This window comes from Paraburkholderia caffeinilytica (assembly GCF_046030355.1).
Classification (GTDB): domain Bacteria; phylum Pseudomonadota; class Gammaproteobacteria; order Burkholderiales; family Burkholderiaceae; genus Paraburkholderia; species Paraburkholderia caffeinilytica_B.
This window is the reverse complement of sequence record NZ_JAQQCQ010000004.1, coordinates 419,193-438,589: the sequence shown is the minus strand read 5'-3', so window position 1 is coordinate 438,589 and position 19,397 is coordinate 419,193. Positions and strand designations below refer to the sequence as shown.

The window sequence follows — 19,397 nt, the reverse complement described above, 5'->3', positions numbered from 1 at the left end:
TCGAACCCGACACGCGCCTTGCCGAATTTTTTACCAGTGCATGCCCGCGCCGACCGACGCGCCGAACTGACCCCGCGAGTCGGTCGTGCCTTGCACCTTGTAGACCCACTTGCCCGTTTCCGAGAGCTGCGACACACCGATGGCCATTGCCGACTGGCCGCCGTACGTGCCCCCCGCAATCGCCACCATCCCGTGACCCGGCAAGACCGCCTGCGGCAACCCCGCGACTGCGAGCGCCGATGCCGTGCCGCCGTACGAATCGCGGCGGGCCGAGCGGATCTGGTCGTCGGTATAGCTGTTTGCCTGGCCGACCGCGCCGCTTACGCTCTGCTGCAGCTGATTGACGTTGACCGCGTCCGTGCCTTGTACGCCAGCTGCGACATTGGTGATCTGACGCTCCTGGCCCGCCGCGCCGACCGACACCGTATTCGCCCGGTCCGCGACCGAACCCTGACCCAAAGCCACTGAGTTGTCTGCGCTGGCGTTTGCCGCGGCGCCGAGTGCGGTGGCGTTGTTGCCGCCTGCGACCGAGTTCGCGCCGATAGCGACAGCGTTGGTGCCCGTGGCCTGTGCGTTCGCGCCCGAAGCAAGCGAGTGCGTGCCGGTTGCCACCGCGCCTTCGGTGTCGACATTGCCGTCGGCGCTGAAGAACGGCACGTTCGGATTCACGGTGATGTTCTGCACCGCGCTGCCGATTGCCGCGTTCAGCTGGCCGACATTGACGGCATCGGTTGGGTCCACGCCGTCGGCGACGTTATGGATAACCGTGCCGCCAGCGCTTGCATCGCCGAGCGTGACGCTGTTCTTATTGACGCTGCCGTCGGCGTTCTTGTCGTACATCACGGCGCCATCGAGCTTGGCGTCGGTTTGCGCGGAAGCCTCCTTCAGTTGGGCGACGTTGACTGCGTCGGTGTCGGCGGTGCCGGCTGCGACGTTGGTGATCTGACGTTCTGCGCCCGCAGAACCGACCGATACGGTGTTGATGCGATCGGCGATCGAACCGTTGCCCAACGCGACCGAGTTGGCAGCGCCGGCATTGGCCTGATAGCCGAGTGCCGTCGAGTTCTCGCCCACCGCTGTAGCGAGGGGTCCGACGGCCGTGCTGTTGTTGCCCTGCGCCGAGGAGGACGTGCCGGCTGCAAATGACGCGTCGCCGGAAGCGTTGGCAGAGGCGCCGATCGCGACCGAGTGGTTGCCGGTTGCGATGGCGTCATCCGAGCCGTCATTGGCGCCGCCTGCCTTGAAATAGCGCGAGGCATTGGCGGCAGCGGCATTCAATTGACTCAGGTTGACGGCGTCTGTCGCTTCGGTGCCGGCCGCGACGTTGGTGATTTGACGTTCTGCGCCCGCTGAGCCGACCGATACGGTGTTAGCGCGATCGGCGATCGAACCGTTGCCCAAGGCGACCGAGTTGGCCGCGCCGGCATTGGCGTTATGGCCGAGGGCCGTCGAACCGTCGCCTGCCGCTGTGGCGAATGCGCCGACAGCCGTGCTGTTGTTGCCCAGCGCCGAGGACGAGGTGCCGGCTGCAAATGACGCGTCGCCGGAGGCGTTGGCAGAGGCGCCGATCGCGACCGAGTGGTCGCCGGTTGCGGTGGCGTCATCCGAGCCGTCATTGGCGCCGCCTGCCTTGAAATAGCGCGAGGCGTCAGCGGCAACGGCATTCAGCTGGCTCAGGTTGACGGCATCCGTAGCCTGGGTGCCGGCTGCGACGTTCGTTATCTGGCGCCGTTTCGTGGAGGAGCCAACCGACACCGTATTCGCCCGCGTAGCCACTGAGCCTTGGCCTAATGCAACGCTGCCGTCAGCGGAGGCGGCAGCGTCAAGACCTAGGGCGACCGCGCCGCTGTTGCTCGCGAGCGCATTGGCGCCGAGCGCCGTGGCACCCACGTTAAACGCATAAGCGTTGGCTCCAAACGCGCTCGCTTGCGAGCTGTTCGCCCGCGAATAGGAGCCAATGGCGATCGAATCCGCACTTTGTGCCATCGAGCTGTAGCCGAGCGCAACGGAGTTCTCTCCATTGGCCTGCACGAACGCGCCGAGCGCCGTCGCGCCCACGCCATTGGCGACGACGTAGTTACCTATGCCGGTGCTGAAATCAGCGGTGGCCAGAGCCGTCATCCCGGCGGCGAATGCTCCTTCACCGTTGCTTTGTGCCTTGAACCCGAACGCGATCGCGGCCGTGTTCGTTGCCGTTGCCCAGTTGCCGATCGCGATGGACCCTGACGCCGATGCGCTCGCGCCAACGCCCGCCGCCACGGAGCCCGGTCCCGAAGCTGTCGCATTCGGATCCACGCCTGGAACGACCCCGCCGGCAGCAAAGTAAATCGTGTCCGCCTGTGCTACCGGCACACCGCTTAGCAACGCTGCGCCAGCCAACATAGCTTGCGCCAGCGCAAGCCGCCGCGACACCCCGCGTTTCGTTTTCGAGCGCGCTGTCTCCGATGTGGCGACCCACGTGCCTGTCGTCTCACACCAAACTGATTTGTAGATTTTATTCATTTTTTCAGAAAACTCCGCCGGAATTACGAACGTGGACGGCACACGAAAGCATGCTGATTCGGAAAAGACGTCATCGCCCTTGATGTATCGCGCATAAACAAAGAATACCGGTGGCGGTTATTATTCCATCCGGTTTTTCTGTGTTCTGTTGAGTTCTTCGCGCGTCCGAATCATCTGCGTCACGCTTTCAAATCCACGGGATTAAGTGCACGGGCGATGAACGGCGAGATTGTCAGTCCTAGCGGGGCGGAGCCGGTATAAGCCAATTCCTAAATTGTTGGAAATAAATAAAATCCGTAATTGATTTTGGATGAGCGTTGTTAATTTTTAAAAATGCAGAATAATCTTGTTATGTCTTATGGAGAATGAAGTTGAGTGAGAATTTAATGGGGCGTTATTTGGCGAAATAAATGCGTTGATACAGATCGCCGCTGTTTTTCCTACGCAAAACCGACGCGAGGTTGTCGGCGTGTAGGAGTTTGCTGACAGCGCTCGTCTTGGAGCCCTCTGCGGCCCTCTTTTTTTCGTGTGTCGCACGCGCATCCACCACGCATCCACGTCAACCGCTGGCCCCAGCAAACGTTCTACAATGATGGTTGTTCTCCGAAGTGAGTTTTCATGCGTAAATTTTTTCTTCCTGGCTTGACTGCCACGTTCGCCGCAGGCGCGGCGCTGGTCTTCGCCACAGGCTTTTTTTCTCCCGCGGCTTTCGCCAACAACGTGATCGTGCTGAATTCCGGCGAAGCCACGCTGAGCCTGATCGACGAGACCACCCGCCAGGTCGTCGGCACGGTGCCGACGGGCAAGGAACCGCACCACCTGATGGTCACGCCGGACAATTCGTCGCTGATCGTCGCCAACTCGGTGTCGAACAACCTGATGTTCGTCGATCCGAAATCGGGCCAGGTGCAGCGCTGGGTCGAGAATATTGAGGACCCGTACCAGATCGGCTTTTCGCCCGACCGCAAGTGGCTCGTCACCACCGGGCTGCGTCTGGACCGGCTCGACATCTATCACTACGACAGCCAGAAGAACCAGATGACGCTGGCTTCGCGTCTGCCGCTCGCGGTGATGCCGAGCCACATGGCGTTCACCAATGACAGCAAGACGGTTTTCGTCACGCTGCAGGTTTCGGGCGAGCTCGCTGCTATTGATCTGGCCACGCAAACGGTCAAGTGGAAGATGAAGGTCGGCAAGGTGCCGGCCGGGCTGTGGATGACACCGGGCGAGAAATATCTGCTGATCGGCATGACCGGGGCGGATTACGTCGCGGTGGTCGACTGGCGCAACCAGAAAATCGTCAAGACGATCCAGACGGGTAAGGGCGCGCACAATTTCCGCTCACTGGCGGACGGCAAGCATGTGGCGGTGTCGAACCGCGTCGCGAGCACGATCAGCATCATCGACGAAGACACGCTCACTAATGTCGGTGATATCACTGGCCTGATGCCGGGACCGGACGACATGGAACTTTCCGCTGACAAACGCTATCTATGGGTGACCTTCCGCTTCGCGAAGCATATCGGCATCATCGACCTGAACACGCGTAAGCTGATCCAGACGATTGCTGTCGGCCGTTCACCGCACGGTATTTATTTCTTCAATCGCGCGCCGGTCACGGCGCCGAACGGCGCTTGATGCACAGGCAGCGCAGCGAGAAATGAACCAGGAAGCGAACCGAAAAGCGAACCAAGAAGCGAACCAAGAAGCGAACCGCCAGGAATGAAGTAACAGGCCAGCACCATGTTCCATCTGATTTTTTCTTCTCTCGACAACTTCGTCTCGACAGTGCAGACGTTGCTGTATGTCGACGTGGTGCAGCCGCTGCTGTTCCGCTTCAATCTGATGGACTACGACGAAGACACGTTCGATAGCCTGTATTGGGTGATCGTGGGTGTCTTCGAGGTGCTGGCGATGTACGCGATCCTGCGCCCGCTCGAGGCGCTTCGGCCAGTGGAGCAGTGGGAAAATCGCAAGGCGGTGCGGGTCGACGTGATCTACACGTGGATCGCCAAGCTTGGCATCCTCAACCTGTTCTTCTTTTTCGCGCTTCAGCCTTTCTTCGACAATGTGCAGGCCTGGCTGCGGCTGCACAACATCGCGAATATCGAATTCGACAATCTGTGGCCGGGTGTCACCACGCAACCGATCGTCACGTTTGTGATGTATTTACTCGTGCTCGATTTCGCCGGTTACTGGTATCACCGCTGGGAGCACCGGATCGGCGTGTGGTGGGAACTGCATGCGGTCCATCACAGCCAGCAGCAAATGTCGCTCTGGTCCGACGATCGCAACCATCTGCTCGACGATCTGCTGCAGGCGTCGTTTTTTGCGGTGATCGCGCTGGTGATCGGTGTGCCGCCGTCGCAATTTGTCGTGCTGGTGGCTATCACGAACCTGGCGCAGAGCGTGCAGCATGCCAACATTCGTTTGTATTTCGGCTGGCTTGGCGAACGCCTGCTGGTCAGCCCGACGTTCCATCGCCGTCACCATGCGATTGGCTACGGTCATGAAGGCCTGAAGTACGGTTGCAACTTCGGCGTGCTGTTCCCCTGGTGGGACATGCTGTTTCGCAGCGTGTCGTGGAGCCGGGAGATGGAGCCGACCGGCATCCGTGACCAACTCGAAGGCCGGCGCTACGGCGACGGTTTCTGGGCCCAGCACTGGCTCGCCTTTGTGCGCATCGCCGGGCGGCTTGCGCCGAAGCGCCGCACCGAAGGCAGCGACGCCGCCCCGGTTTGAGCATTTCCCCTCTCGCGCGGCCGGTTTTCCCGGCGGCGCGTCACGTGGTTTATCCTGTCCACGTTTGCGCGCACGTTCCTGGTCCGCTTTCGGGGCCGAGTTCGGATCCGTTTGCCGGACGCTTTGCCGGTTCGTCGCGTCTCCTATTCCATCGTTTCGTTCACCGGCACTGGCTCGCATGAATGATCTGTTGCGCTCGTTCGGGCGCGCGCTTGCAAGCGCGCTCCACCCGCGCATGCTCTGGTTGACCTTCCTGCCGTTTCTGGCGGCAACGGTCGGGTGGGGCGTGATCCTGTGGTTTTCCTGGCAGACGCTGATCGGCGCCACCCGCACGTGGCTGGAAAGCTGGTCCTTCACCGTCACGCTTTATCATCTGTTCGACTGGCTCGGCTTTTCGGCGCTGCACGCGGCGATCGCGCCATTCATCGTGATTGCGATGGCGATTCCACTGATCGTCGTCACGGTGTTGCTGTTGATCGCCACGTTGTCGATGCCGGCGGTGATCCGCTTTCTGTCGGCGCGGCAATTCCCCGGCCTTGAAATGCGCCGCGGCGGAACGTGGTACGGTAGCCTTGGCCAGGCGTTGTGGACCACGCTGGTCTGTCTCGTGCTGCTGATCGTCACGTTGCCGCTCTGGCTGGTGCCGCCGTTTTTCGCGCTGATTCCGCCGCTCCTGTGGGGCTGGCTGACGTATCGCGTGATGAGTTACGACGCGCTCGCGCTGCATGCCACGCGTGACGAGCGGCGCGCGCTGGTGCGGCGCTTCCGCTTGCCGCTGCTGCTGATCGGCATCGCCAGCGGGCTGCTAGGTTCGCTGCCGACGCTGTTGTGGGCGTCGTCGGTCTGGTTGATCGTGCTGTTCCCGGTGATCACCGCGGTGACGATCTGGATCTACGCGTTCATCCTCGTGTTTTCGGCGCTGTGGTTCGGCTACTACTGTCTGCGCGCGCTGCAACGCATGCGCGCGGACGAGCACGGGCCGCGGCACGCGGCGCCGGTTCCCTACTGATGAATTACTGACTAAGCAAAAGAGGCGGCCATGGCATTTGGCGTCATCATCATCGGCGACGAAATCCTGTCGGGCAGACGTATCGACAAGCATCTGCCGAAGGTCATCGAATTGCTGGGCGCGCGCGGGCTGTCGCTCAGTTGGGCGGAATACATCGGCGACGAGCCGGAGCGCATCACAGCCACGTTGCGACGCACGTTCGCGTCGGGCGACATTGTGTTCTCCACGGGCGGCATCGGCGCCACGCCGGACGACCACACGCGCCAGTGCGCGGCAGCCGCGCTCGGGGTGCCGCTCGAACTGCATCCGGAGGCCGCGAAGCTGATTCAGGAGCGCATCCGCGATATGTATCCGGCGAATTCGCCTACGCCGCTCGATCTGGAAACGCCTGAGAACCGGCATCGACTGAATATGGGCACGTATCCGCAGGGCGCGTCGATCATTCCCAACGGCTACAACAAGATTCCTGGTTTCTCGATCAATCAGCATTATTTCGTGCCGGGCTTCCCGGTGATGGCGTGGCCGATGATCGAGTGGGTGCTGGATACGCAGTACGCGCATCTGCATCACGCGATGCCGCACGCCGAAAAGTCATTGCTGGTGTTCGAACTGCCGGAGTCGCGCCTTACGCCGTTGATGGAAAAAATCGAACACGATTTTCCGGGCGTGCGCGTGTTCAGCCTGCCGAGCGTGGGCGATGCGGAACGCGGCGGCGTGTATGCGCGCCATCACATCGATCTTGGTGTGAAGGGCGAACCGGAAGCGGTGGCGGCGGCCTTCGTGAAGCTGCGCGAAGGCGTGCATCTGTTGGGCGGCGATATCGTGGAGCTGGAGGCGGCTGTGGCCAAACCGCGCGCTTGAGCCGCGTTAGCGTCGCAGCTGAGCGGTCATTGAGCCGGGTCGAGTCGCGGTGTACTCGCCGCGCACGCGATCCGATCTTTCCTTCGGGCGCGTTTGTGCCCCTTCCTGCGCTTGCCCCGTGCCTGATTAAAGACGTAAATAAAGACGTAAAGACGCGGCCCATCATCGGCCTGTCACATGCAGCGCCGACGATGCACCCAATTGTCCCGTCTAACCTGCGGGGGCATCCTCACGCGTCTGCTCGCGTTGGTTTGAACGCATGCCCGACGAACGCTATTCGTCGCACCGTGCCGGCAACGGCGCGCGCACACAGGCCTCGCTGAAGCGAGCACCGGCGATCGCGCAGCTGGCGAGGCTGCGCTCAGGCAACCCGCAATCAGAGGCGCAATCAGCAATCAAGCACGCATTCCGCAATCAGACACGCAACCTGCAATCCGACGCACAACCCGCAATCAGGCGCCGATCCACGGCAATCCGCGAAAGCACCAGCCCGACACTGTCTTCCGATGCCCCTGGCCGTCCTTGTCGCCTTCGAAGCCTTCCAGCAGGTCATATGCCTTGGTAAAACCGGCCTGGGTAGCGGCGATCGCGGCGAGCTTCGAGCGCGCGGCGCTGCGGCACAAGAACAGCACCGGCGTATCGGGCGAGGCAGCCTGACTCAGTTGCTGCAGGAATTCCTGGTTCGGCACGGCGCCCGGATAGCGGGTCCATTCCACATGGGCGTATTGCCCGTCGCCGATAACCGGCCGCCCAACCCAATCGAGTTCGGCACGGGTGCGCACGTCGATGAGACGCGTGCGCGGATCGAGTTGCAGCAGTTCGAACGCCTCGGCGGGCGATACCGCGCCCGCATAGGGCAACTGGTTCTCAGTGCGGCGTTTCTCCGCCTGGGCGTACAACTGTTCGAGCGTACTCATGAGCGCAAATCTCCCTCGGACCAAATGACCATTCTAGCGCGCGGTGTGCGGCGCGCACGCGGTTCACCATGGGCGCCGCGTGCGCTCGAAACAAAAGGACGGACGCCCGGAAATGGTGCATATTCCGGTGGATGCACCAAAATAGAGAGGTCATCCGTTGCCAATTGTATGAGTGCACTAGTTCGGTGCGTTATAGGGTGGCAGGATTTTGGGGCTGCATGCTGTTCGGTGCGCCCATTCCCTGCAAACGCGCGCGCAACGTGGTTTTGCGCCGGGTTGGCGCATACATGGCACAGAAGCTGCTTTATTGGTGCCGATCGATTTGTTCCAGCAGGCTTTTATGTTCATCCTCAACGATAGAGGGGTGGACGCGCCGGGATGGGTCAGCTAGATTGGGCGGCGGCTGAATCCGCCGAATTCGTTAATCAGGAGATAGGTTATGAGTAAATCCGTGGCCGACGTCGTTCAACTCGTCAAAGACGAAGACGTCAAGTTTGTCGACTTCCGTTTCACCGACACGCGCGGCAAAGAGCAACACGTTTCGGTGCCGGTGTCGGCATTCGATGAAGACAAGTTCGAAAGCGGCCATGCGTTTGACGGTTCGTCGATTGCCGGCTGGAAGGGCATCGAAGCATCGGACATGTTGCTGATCCCGGACGCGAACACCGCCTTCATCGACCCGTTCTACGAAGAGTCGACCTTGGTTTTGACCTGCGACGTCGTCGAACCGGCTGACGGCAAGGGCTATGAACGCGACCCGCGTTCGCTCGCCAAGCGCGCTGAAGCGTATCTGAAGAGCACGGGCCTCGGCGACACGGCCTTCTTCGGTCCGGAACCGGAATTCTTCATTTTCGATTCGATCAAGTGGGGCACGGATCAGTCGGGCACGTTCGTCAAGATCGGTTCGGAAGAAGCACCGTGGTCGTCGTCGATGGACTTCGAAGGCGGCAACACCGGCCACCGTCCGGGCACGAAGGGCGGCTACTTCCCGGTCGCTCCGGTCGACACGTTCCAGGACATCCGTTCGGAAATGTGCCTGTTGCTCGAACAGATCGGCATCCCGGTCGAAGTGCATCACCACGAAGTCGCGGGCCAGGGCCAGAACGAAATCGGCACGAAGTTCTCGACGCTGGTTCAGCGCGCCGACTGGCTGCAGCAAATGAAGTACATCATCCACAACGTCGCGCACACGTACGGCAAGACGGCAACGTTCATGCCGAAGCCGGTGGTCGGCGATAACGGTTCGGGCATGCACGTTCACCAGTCGATCTGGAAAGACGGCACGAACCTGTTCGCAGGCAACGGTTACGCAGGTCTGTCGGAATTCGCGCTGTTCTACATCGGCGGCATCATCAAGCATGCTCGCGCGCTGAACGCGATCACGAACCCGTCGACGAACTCGTACAAGCGTCTCGTGCCGCACTTCGAAGCACCGGTGAAGCTGGCTTACTCGGCTCGCAACCGTTCGGCATCGATCCGCATTCCGCACGTGTCGAACCCGAAGGGCCGCCGTATCGAAACGCGTTTCCCGGATCCGATGGCGAATCCGTACCTGTGCTTCTCCGCGCTGATGATGGCGGGTCTGGACGGCGTGCAGAACAAGATTCACCCGGGCGAAGCAGCCGACAAGAACCTGTACGACCTGCCGCCGGAAGAGGATGCAAAGATCCCGACCGTGTGTGCCGGCCTCGACCAGGCGCTCGACGCACTCGACGCGGATCGCGAATTCCTGACGCGCGGTGGCGTGTTCACGGACTCGATGCTCGACGCGTACATCGAACTGAAGACGGGCGAGCTGCAACGCTATCGTCAGTCGGTGCACCCGATCGAATTCGAAATGTACTACTCGCTGTAAGCGGCAATGGCGCTTCGCCCTTCAAACGGCGAAGCGCGTTGCCCGACGCTCGCGATCGGTCACGAAGGGACGGCGGCGCCGTCCCTTTTTTGTTAGACGCGAACGAGTCCACGCGCGGCGTTTGCGGCGTAGGGCAATGAAGCAGAGCATCAGGCAGGACAATAAGCTGTACACCTGATTGATCACCATCTCCTATCGGCCAGACTGCAAGATGGTTCTGAAGAATCTGATGAAGGCAAGGAAAGGGCACGAGCAGACGCTGTCGGACGACGCTCAGCTGGTGAGTTCCGGTTTGCTGCCGGGCTTCGAGGCATTGCCGACGGTCGTGCTGGTGCTGGAGAAACGCACGCTGCGCGTGGTGTTTGCGAACCCGTCGGCGGAGTCGATGCTGGAGCTCTCGCGCAAGCAATTGACGCAGATGGCGTGGCCGGACATCTTCTCGAACGCGGACGAACTGCTCGCCACGATTTCGGCGATCGCCGCTCACCGTTTTCACGCGACGCATCTGGACGCCGTCCTCGAGCGTCCGGGCCACGAGCCGCTGCATGTGCACGCGATCGTCGGCCACCTGGAAAGCGCGCAAGACTATGTGCTGCTCGAACTGTTCGAGAACGAGCGGCATATCCGTACCGACCGCGAGGAACGCATCAACGACCTCACCGCGGTCAACAAACAACTGATTCGTAATCTCGCGCACGAGATCAAGAATCCGCTCGGCGGGATTCGCGGCGCGGCGCAACTGCTCGAGTTCGAACTCGGGGAGCGTCAGCGCGACGAGTTGCGCGAGTACACGCAGGTCATCATCAAGGAATCGGACCGGCTGCAAACGCTGGTCGATCGCTTGCTGGAGCCGCACCGTCATCCGCATATCGTCGGCGACGTGAATATTCACGAAGTGTGCGAGCGCGTGCGCCAGGTGATTCTCGCGGAGTTTCCGCGCGGTCTCACGATCGAGCGCGATTACGACGTGAGCGTGCCGGATCTGCGCGGCGACAAGGAGCAGTTGATTCAGGCGCTGCTGAACATTGTGCGTAACGCTGCCGAAGCACTGCGCGAACGCATCTCGCAAGGCGACGCGCGCATCGAATTGCGCACGCGCATTGCGCGCAAGATTACCGTGTCGAAACGTTTATGTAAGCTGGCACTGGACTTGCATATCACTGACAACGGCCCAGGCATTCCCGATGAAATCCGCGACCGTATTTTCTATCCGCTCGTGTCGGGGCGCGAAGACGGTAGCGGTCTCGGCCTGACGCTCGCGCAGACTTTCGTGCAACAACACGACGGACTGATCGAAGTGGATAGCCGCCCGGGCCACACCGAGTTTCAGATTCTGCTGCCGCTCGACTGCTAACACCAAACCTGGTGAGAGAACGTGGGGCCGCCCCAAGTTTTCTCATTCCTCTTCGGGGGGCCTGGCGCGAAGCGACAGGCATGGGGGCTCTTCTTATCAAGACTTCTGACCGACCTATATGAAGCCGATCTGGATAGTAGACGACGACCAATCGATTCGCTGGGTGCTCGAGAAAGCACTCGCTCGCGAAAACTTCGCGACACGCAGCTTCGCGAACGTGCGCGAGGCTTCGGCGGCGCTCGATCACGACAGTCCTCAGGTGCTGGTATCCGACATCAGGATGCCCGGCGGCTCCGGCCTCGAACTGTTGCAAACCGTGCGTGACAAGGTGCCGGGCTTGCCCGTCATCATCATGACGGCGTTCTCCGACCTGGACAGCGCGGTCGCCGCATTCCAGGGCGGCGCATTCGAATACCTCGCCAAACCGTTCGACGTCGACAAGGCGGTCGAGTTGATCCGTCGTGCGGTCGACGAAAGCATGCGCGGCGAACAGACGTGGGACGACCGCGTCGCCGATGCACCGGAAATGCTCGGCCAGGCGCCGGCGATGCAGGACATGTTTCGCGCGATCGGCCGGCTGTCGCATTCCGCCGCCACCGTGCTCATTACCGGCGAATCAGGCACCGGGAAGGAACTGGTCGCGCGTGCGTTGCACCGACATAGCCCACGCGCGAACGGCCCTTTCATCGCGCTGAATACGGCGGCGATTCCGAAGGATCTGTTGGAATCCGAACTGTTTGGTCACGAGCGCGGTGCGTTCACCGGCGCGCAGGCGATGCGTCAGGGGCGCTTCGAGCAGGCCGAGAACGGCACGCTGTTTCTCGATGAAATCGGCGACATGCCGTTCGATCTGCAGACGCGTCTGTTGCGCGTGCTGTCGGACGGGCAGTTCTATCGCGTCGGTGGGCACAATCCGTTGCGCGCCAATGTGCGCGTGATCGCGGCGACGCACCAGAACCTCGAATCGCGCGTGCGTCAGGGTCTGTTCCGCGAGGATTTGTATCACCGGCTCAATGTGATCCGTTTGCGCTTGCCGGCCTTGCGCGAGCGCAGCGAAGATATTCCGCTGCTCACGCGCCACTTCCTGCAGAAGAGTGCGCGCGATCTGGGCGTGGAACCGAAGCGCGTGTCCGAAGAGGCGCTGGCTTATCTGGCATCGCTGCCGTTTCCGGGCAACGTGCGGCAACTGGAGAATCTCGCCAACTGGCTCACGGTGATGGCGCCGGCGCAGACCATCGAGATCAAGGACTTGCCGCCCGATCTGGGGCCCACGCAAGTCGGCGTGACCGATCTCGCGGGCGGTGGCACTGGTGTGATCGGCACGGGTGAAGCGGGGCTTGCGGGCGGCGCGCCGATCAATGGCGCCAGCGCGGCCACTCATCCGGCGACGGCTGCCGGCATGCCCGCCGCAACTACCGTCAGTGCGTGGGAAGGCGGCTTGCGCACCGAAGTCGCCCGGATGTTGCGCGAGAATGCGGCCGACGTGATGGACGAACTCGCGCGCCGTTTCGAAGCGGCGGTGATTCGCGAGGCGCTGGATTTCACGCGCGGACGCAAGGTGGAGGCGGCGGAGCGGCTCGGCATCGGTCGCAATACGATCACGCGCAAGATTCAGGAACTCAATCTCGAGCCATGAAGTTGGCATGGTTGGCCGGGGCGGCGTGCCAGTCGCTCCGGTAGTGGTTTGGCTCGGGCAGCTTGCGGCCGCCTCCTGGATAGCCCTCTGAGCTTGTGTCCCATAAGCTGTCCCATGGGTCGCGGCCTAAGCCGCTCCATAAGCGCCCGGTCGGGCGCTGCACTTTTAGCCGCTCAGGCGCATAGCAGCAAAGGCCCTCGGGCTCCCGCAAGGCATAATCAACGCTGTTTTCATTCGACAGCCGACGATGCCCGCTTCTCCCGCTTTTTTCTCCTGGCCGCTTTCTTCCGATCCCTTTCTGTCGCTCGAAGCGCTCGACGACCCTGACGCGCTCGCATGGGTCGAAGCGCAGAACGCCCGCACGCGCGCCGCGTGGTGCAGCAGTGCGGAATTCGAGTCGCTCAAACAGCGGCTCGCCGACGCGTATCTGCCGCGCGAGCGTCCGGTGATTCCCGATCGCTGGAAGGAGTGGGCGTACGATCTGTGGCAGGACGAGCGCAATCCCAAAGGCATCTGGCGGCGCACGACGTGGGCTGCCTGGCGTAGTGGCGCACCCGTCTGGCAGAACCTGCTCGATTTCGACGCGCTCGGTGCAGCCGAAGGCACGCCGTGGGTTTGCGCCGAACTCGACATTCTCTATCCGGATGGCGATCGTGCGCTGGTCACCTTGTCGCCGGGCGGCTCGGATGCGCTGGTTGTGCGCGAGTTCGACATCGACGCGCAACGTTTTGTCGACGACGGTTTTGTGATTGCGAAGGCCGGCAAGCACACGGCTTCGTGGATCGATCGGGATACGCTCTATGTTGGCTGGGACAATGGTCGCAAGACGCTGACGCGCTCCGGCTATCCGCGCGAAGTGCGGCGCTGGACGCGGGGCAGTGCGCTGGCCGACGCGCTGGTGGTTTTCAAGGGCGCGTATGGCGATATCGGCGTGGAGGCGCACTACGATCCGATCGAGCAGCGCCATACGGTGGTGAGCAGCGTCGATTTCTTCGATTCGCATACGTACTACCTCGATAGCGCCGATGGCTCCGCAGATGGTGTCAAAGCGGCTGGTGCGGCCAATGCAGGCAGTCGTTCTCATGCGGCCAGTAGTGCCCCTGTGTGGCACAAGTACGACGTGCCGTCGCACGTTGCTGTAGGCGGCTGGCAAGGCTGGCTGCTGCTCGAGCCGCGCCTTGACTGGAACTGCAACGGCGTGCGCTATCCGGGCGGCGCGTTGCTGGCGATCCGTGAAGCCGCGTTCCTGCGTGGCGAGCGCGACGTGGTGCCGCTGTTCACGCCGACGTCGAAAACCTCCGCCTGCGAATGGAGCCATACGCGCAATCATCTGATCGTGTCGTACCTCGAAGATGTGCAGAGCAAGACCTCGCTGTGGATCCCGTCGCAAGCGGCCGATCAGGCGTGGCACTGGCATCAGCGCCTCTTTCCGTCGCGTGACGACGTGCAAGCCGATGTTTCGCCCGTCGAGCCGACGCTGAACGACGAAGTGTTTGTGGATACCGACGATTATTTGCAGCCGCCTGCGTACTGGCTCACCGATCTTGCCCAGGACGACCTGACCGACTGGACGTTGCTCGACCGCTGGCCGACTCAGTTCGATGCGACGCCGTTCGCGGTGACGCATGGGCACGCGGTGTCCGCGGATGGCACGCGCGTGCCGTACACCGTGATCGGGCCGCGGGTTGGGCACCAATCTGCGCAAGGGCAGATGGCGCAGAACGTGCAGCAAACGCACAAACAAACGCACGAGCAAACGCACGAGCAAACGCACGAGCAAACGCACGAGCAAACGCACGAGCAAACACACGAGCAAACACACGAGCAAACACACGAGCAAACACACGAGCAAACACACGAGCAATCACGCCCATGCCTGCTCAACGGTTACGGCGGTTTCGCGATTCCCTTACTGCCAGGCTATCTGACCGGGCAGGGCATCGGCTGGCTGGCGCGGGGCGGTGTGTACGTAGTGGCGCATATTCGCGGTGGCGGCGAATTCGGTACGCAATGGCACACGGCGGCGCAGGGCGAACATCGGCAGCGCGCATTCGACGATTTCATCGCGGTGGCGGAGGCGCTCATCAGCACGGGCGTGACCAGCGCGGCGCAACTCGGCATTCAGGGCGGCAGCAATGGCGGCCTGCTGGTCGCGGCGTGCATGGTGCAGCGGCCCGACTTGTTCGGCGCCGTGGTGTGCGAGGTGCCGCTGCTCGACATGAGCCGCTATCACCTGTTGCACGCAGGCGCATCGTGGATCGATGAATACGGCGACCCGGACGACCCCGACGCAGCACGCGTGCTGGCCGCTTACTCGCCCTATCACCGTGTGAGTGCGGACGTGGCGTATCCGCCCGTGCTGTTCACCACGTCGACGGCCGATGACCGTGTGCACCCTGGACACGCGCGCAAGATGGCCGCGCGCATGCAGGCGCTGGGTGCGGAAGCGGTCTGGTATCGGGAGAATACGGAAGGAGGCCACGGCGGCTCCGATGAACTGGAGCAGGCCGAGCATGATGCGATGGTCTTCGAATTTCTGTGGCGCTGTTTGAGCGGGGCGGCGTAGGCCCCGCACGACGCGTTCAGCCGATCTGCGCGACCACCGGTGCGTGGTCCGACGGCTGTTCCCATTTGCGCGGCACTTTGTCCACGTCACAGGAAGTGCACGCTTCGGCAAGCGCTTTGGACAGCAGAATGTGGTCGATACGCAGCCCTGCATTGCGACGGAACGCCATCATCCGGTAGTCCCACCAGGAATAGATTTTTTCCGGCTGCTCGAACTGGCGGAATGCATCGACGAGACCGAGTTCAATCAGCCGCACGAATTCGGCGCGCTCTTCGGGCGACACCAGATTCTGGCCTTCCCATGCTTTCGGATCATGCACGTCGCGATCTTCCGGCGCGATGTTGTAGTCGCCGAGCAGCGCGAGCTTCGGATACTGCGCCATTTCGCGCGCGACCCAGTCGTGCAGTTCGCCGAGCCAGGACAGCTTGTAGGCGAATTTATCGGTGCCCGGCGCCTGGCCGTTCGGGAAGTACGCGGAGATGATGCGCACGCCCTCTACGGTCGCGGCGATCACGCGTTGCTGAAGATCTTCGTAACCGGGGATATTGCGCACGACGCTGCTTTCGTCGACGCTCAGGCCTTCGCGCACCAGGATGCCGACGCCGTTATAGGTCTTCTGGCCCGCGAACCAGCTCCGGTAGCCTTTCGCTTCGAGTTCGGCGCGGGGGAATTTGTCGTCGGTCAGCTTCAGTTCCTGCAGGCACAGCACATCTGTTTGGCTGGTTTCGAGCCAGTCGATGACGTGCTGCAAGCGGACTTTGAGGGAGTTGACGTTCCACGTAGCGATTTTCATGAGGTTCTCACATTCTTGCTGGGCAAGGCTTTGTAGGGCACTGCCCCCGCGTTTTGCTTTATTTTTGCTGCAGTGACTACCCGTCTGGCGACCCGGATTCGGATTGGCAGGATCGGGTCGATTCCGATAGTTCCGCATCTTATCGCGCGAGACGGGCGACGGTGAAAATTGCCCCGGTGGCTGCCGAAAATAAAAGCCCGATGCTGTCATGCCACAGCGTATAGTGGGATCACATTTACGCGCATCGGGAATGCAATATGGCCCAACTTTATCCAGCCCTTTATAAGGACTTCGAAGTGCATCCGCTGGTGTTTTCGCGGCAGTTCGACAAGTTCGACGGTCACAAGCGTCATGCCGAAGGTTACGACGTGGCGGTACGCGTGTGCCGGCCCGGCGCGATCAGCGGCTCGAAGGCAAGTCGCGTATTTCGTCTCGTGCTGCCGTCCACGTTCTCCGATTTCGGCGTCGCGAAACGCAGCGCGAGCCAATACGGCGCGGACATCATCGACGGCAAAGTGGAAGGCGCGACGGTCGAGGATCTCTGAATGGCACGCGCTCATGCCGCATTCATTTGCGGCATGAGCGCGGACTCGCGGCACACACGTATTTGAAATTATTTCGTCAGATTGTTTGACGTCTCGCGAGCCGCCCTATATACTCTTTTTCTCTGACGCGGGGTGGAGCAGTCTGGCAGCTCGTCGGGCTCATAACCCGAAGGTCGTAGGTTCAAATCCTACCCCCGCAACCAAGCATTGTTGAAAGCCCGCTAGCGCAAGCTACGCGGGCTTTTTGACTTCTGGCGGTTCCTCTCACGCATGGTACGCACCACACGTACGTGCATTCACGCTGACTCGATCGCCCAATCCACTGCCGCTTGCGCATGCAACGCGGTCGTGTCGAACACGGGTAACGCCGAATCTTCCGGCTTGATCAGCAAGGTGATTTCCGTGCAGCCGAGAATCACCGCCTGCGCGCCACGCGCGGCGAGTTCTTCGATCACACGCTGATATAGCACGCGCGAGGCGTCATTCACGTTGCCGTGGCACAGCTCGTCGTAGATGATGCGGTGCACCTCTGCGCGCCCGGCTTCGTCGGGAATCAGGGTTTCGAGTTCATAGCGCTCGTGCAAGCGCCCCGTATAAAACGTCTGCTCCATCGTATAGCGCGTGCCCAGCAAGCCCACCCGCGTGATGCCTGCTGCGCGCAGCGCGTTGCCGGTCGGATCGGCGATGTGCAGGAAGGGCACGTCGATTGCCTGCTCGATCGATTCGTACACGCGATGCATGGTGTTGGTCGCGAGTATCACCAGGTCGGCGCCGCCGCGTTCGAGTTGACGTGCGGCGTCGGCCAGCTGATTGCCGAGCGCGGTCCAGTTGCCGGCGCGCTGGTTGGCCTCGATCGGCGCGAAGTCGACGGTCAGCATCAGGCTGCGGGCGTTGTGATGGCCGCCGAGGCGCGCCTTCGCGTGGCGGTTCAGGAGCCTGTAGTACTCGGTAGAGGATTCCCAACTCATTCCGCCGATTACGCCGATGGTTTTCATGGTCTTGCTCCGGTGGTGGATGAGGCAGGCCGTTGTGCGTCGAATGACACGCCTTGAACGTGTGGAAAGTCGAGTATAGGCGGGTGTCATCGCCCGGAGCCGGTACGGATTTCCCTGTGCTCACCGGTACGGCGTTTTGTTAAAACCTCGGCGTGCACTTTCTGACGCCGATAGAATCGTGCTCAGTCAACGAGCGGTCAACAGGGAGCGAACCATGGATCTGATCATCCGCCGCGCGATGCTGCCGCCGGGCGCCGCACTGCAGCACAAGCGGCCGGTCGACATCGGCATCGAAGCGGGGCGCATCGTCGCCGTCGAACCGAATCTGGCGGCGAGCGCGCATGAAGAAATCGACGCAGCCGGTTCGCTCGTCACGCCGCCATTCGTCGATCCGCATTTCCACATGGATGCGACGCTGTCGTACGGTCTGCCGCGCGTGAATGCGTCGGGCACCTTGCTGGAGGGCATCGCGCTATGGGGCGAACTGAAGCCGGACCTCACGCAGGAGGCGTTGATCGAGCGTGCGCTGCAGTACTGCGATTGGGCGGTCGCGCGTGGTCTGCTGGCGATTCGCAGCCACGTGGACGTGTGCGATCCGCGCCTGCTCGCGGTCGAGGCGCTGCTCGAAGTGAAGCGCCGTGTCGCACCGTATCTCGACTTGCAACTGGTCGCGTTTCCGCAGGACGGCGTCTTGCGCAGCGCCGGCGCATTCGAGAACCTCAAGCGTGCGATTGCGATGGGCGTCGACGTGGTGGGCGGGATTCCGCATTTCGAACGCACGATGGCCGACGGCGCGCAGTCCGTGCGCATGTTGTGCGAGTTTGCGGCGGAGCAGGGCTTGCGCGTCGATATGCATTGCGACGAATCGGATGATCCGATGTCGCGCCATATCGAAACGCTCGCGGCCGAAACGCACCGGCTTGGCTTGCAGGGGCGCGTTGCCGGTTCGCACCTGACCTCGATGCATTCAATGGACAACTACTACGTCAGCAAGCTCTTGCCGCTGATGCGCGAGTCGGGCGTCGCGGCGATCGCCAATCCGCTGATCAACATCACGCTGCAAGGCCGCAGCGACACGTATCCGAAACGGCGTGGCATGACACGCGTGCCGGAGATGATGGCGGCGGGCATCACCGTCGCGTTCGGCCACGACTGCGTGATGGACCCGTGGTACAGCCTCGGCTCGGGCGACATGCTCGAAGTCGCGCACATGGGCTTGCATGTTGCGCAGATGACGGGTGTCGACGGTATGCGTGCCTGTTTCGACGCGGTCACGGTGAATGCCGCGCGTATTCTCGGTCTGGAGGGCTATGGGATCGCGCCGGGGTGTGCGGCCAATCTTGTGCTGCTCGACGCACGCGATCCGGTCGAAGCGATTCGCTTGCGCGCCGCGCGACTCGCGGTGGTGAGCCGCGGCAAGGTGGTGAGCCGTGCGCCTGCTGCGCGCGCGGCGTTGTCGCTGGAAGGACGTCCTGCAGAGGTGGATTTCAAGCTGCATCGCGGTTAGCCCCAGCGCACCGCACCGCTCGCGACACACGCGCGAACGGAAAACGCCGGCGCTTCTCATGAAAAAACACCCCAGATCGTTGGACGGATATCCAACGATCTGGGGTGCAGTTCAA

The 19,397-nt window shown here is 62.0% G+C and carries 14 protein-coding genes and 1 tRNA gene; 11 read left to right on the top strand and 4 right to left on the bottom strand.

The window, feature by feature from the left end:
* Positions 1-30: 30 nt before the first annotated feature.
* The gene (locus tag PQQ95_RS08930) at positions 31-2,502 is read right to left on the bottom strand and encodes a YadA-like family protein (RefSeq protein WP_408436900.1); all 2,472 of its coding nucleotides are present in this window, start codon (positions 2,500-2,502) and stop codon (positions 31-33) included.
* Positions 2,503-3,120: 618 nt separating this feature from the next.
* On the opposite strand from PQQ95_RS08930, the gene PQQ95_RS08925 reads away from it, so the two are divergent.
* The 4 genes from PQQ95_RS08925 (at position 3,121) to PQQ95_RS08910 (ending at position 7,114) form a co-directional block, all read left to right on the top strand.
* Positions 3,121-4,140, top strand: coding sequence for a YVTN family beta-propeller repeat protein (locus PQQ95_RS08925; protein WP_408436898.1), 1,020 nt, complete (start codon positions 3,121-3,123; stop codon positions 4,138-4,140).
* Between the two features lie 105 nt (positions 4,141-4,245).
* A complete protein-coding gene (locus PQQ95_RS08920) occupies positions 4,246-5,244 on the top strand; it encodes a sterol desaturase family protein (RefSeq protein WP_408436896.1) in 999 nt (332 codons plus the stop codon).
* Between the two features lie 178 nt (positions 5,245-5,422).
* On the top strand, positions 5,423-6,253 hold the full coding sequence (locus PQQ95_RS08915) for an EI24 domain-containing protein (protein ID WP_408436894.1): 831 nt from the start codon (positions 5,423-5,425) through the stop codon (positions 6,251-6,253).
* 30 nt (positions 6,254-6,283) lie between these two features.
* Positions 6,284-7,114 (top strand): competence/damage-inducible protein A, encoded by an 831-nt coding sequence (locus PQQ95_RS08910; RefSeq protein WP_408436892.1) that lies wholly within the window; start codon positions 6,284-6,286, stop codon positions 7,112-7,114.
* Positions 7,115-7,566: 452 nt separating this feature from the next.
* Here PQQ95_RS08910 and PQQ95_RS08905 read toward each other — a convergent pair whose 3' ends face one another.
* A complete protein-coding gene (locus PQQ95_RS08905) occupies positions 7,567-8,031 on the bottom strand; it encodes a rhodanese-like domain-containing protein (RefSeq protein WP_408436890.1) in 465 nt (154 codons plus the stop codon).
* A gap of 439 nt (positions 8,032-8,470) precedes the next feature.
* Between PQQ95_RS08905 and glnA the strand changes: the two genes are divergently transcribed.
* The 4 genes from glnA to PQQ95_RS08885 all read left to right on the top strand — a co-directional run bounded on the left by glnA (position 8,471) and on the right by PQQ95_RS08885 (position 15,442).
* Positions 8,471-9,886, top strand: a complete 1,416-nt coding sequence (gene glnA / locus PQQ95_RS08900) for a type I glutamate--ammonia ligase (protein ID WP_105506871.1) — start codon at positions 8,471-8,473, stop codon at positions 9,884-9,886.
* A gap of 211 nt (positions 9,887-10,097) precedes the next feature.
* Positions 10,098-11,240 (top strand): nitrogen regulation protein NR(II), encoded by a 1,143-nt coding sequence (gene glnL, locus PQQ95_RS08895; protein ID WP_408436888.1) that lies wholly within the window; start codon positions 10,098-10,100, stop codon positions 11,238-11,240.
* Positions 11,241-11,358: 118 nt separating this feature from the next.
* Positions 11,359-12,876 carry a nitrogen regulation protein NR(I) gene (ntrC, locus tag PQQ95_RS08890; protein WP_408436887.1) on the top strand — a complete coding sequence of 506 codons (1,518 nt, stop codon included), beginning with the start codon at positions 11,359-11,361 and terminating at the stop codon, positions 12,874-12,876.
* Positions 12,877-13,123: 247 nt separating this feature from the next.
* On the top strand, positions 13,124-15,442 hold the full coding sequence (locus PQQ95_RS08885; protein ID WP_408436885.1) for a prolyl oligopeptidase family serine peptidase: 2,319 nt from the start codon (positions 13,124-13,126) through the stop codon (positions 15,440-15,442).
* 16 nt (positions 15,443-15,458) lie between these two features.
* Here PQQ95_RS08885 and xth read toward each other — a convergent pair whose 3' ends face one another.
* Positions 15,459-16,235, bottom strand: coding sequence for an exodeoxyribonuclease III (gene xth, locus PQQ95_RS08880; RefSeq protein WP_408436883.1), 777 nt, complete (start codon positions 16,233-16,235; stop codon positions 15,459-15,461).
* A gap of 257 nt (positions 16,236-16,492) precedes the next feature.
* Here xth and PQQ95_RS08875 point away from each other — a divergent pair, with 257 nt between their 5' ends.
* Together PQQ95_RS08875 and PQQ95_RS08870 are read left to right on the top strand one after the other, a co-directional pair.
* Complete coding sequence (locus PQQ95_RS08875) at positions 16,493-16,780, top strand: hypothetical protein (protein WP_408194027.1); 288 nt, start codon at positions 16,493-16,495, stop codon at positions 16,778-16,780.
* A gap of 126 nt (positions 16,781-16,906) precedes the next feature.
* Positions 16,907-16,983: transfer RNA gene (locus PQQ95_RS08870), tRNA-Met, on the top strand.
* A gap of 93 nt (positions 16,984-17,076) precedes the next feature.
* On the opposite strand, the gene PQQ95_RS08865 is transcribed toward PQQ95_RS08870, so the two are convergent.
* On the bottom strand, positions 17,077-17,775 hold the full coding sequence (locus PQQ95_RS08865; RefSeq protein ID WP_408436882.1) for an aspartate/glutamate racemase family protein: 699 nt from the start codon (positions 17,773-17,775) through the stop codon (positions 17,077-17,079).
* A 214-nt stretch (positions 17,776-17,989) separates the two neighbouring features.
* On the opposite strand from PQQ95_RS08865, the gene PQQ95_RS08860 reads away from it, so the two are divergent.
* Positions 17,990-19,282 carry an amidohydrolase family protein gene (locus PQQ95_RS08860; RefSeq protein ID WP_408436880.1) on the top strand — a complete coding sequence of 431 codons (1,293 nt, stop codon included), beginning with the start codon at positions 17,990-17,992 and terminating at the stop codon, positions 19,280-19,282.
* The last annotated feature ends 115 nt before the right edge of the window (positions 19,283-19,397 follow it).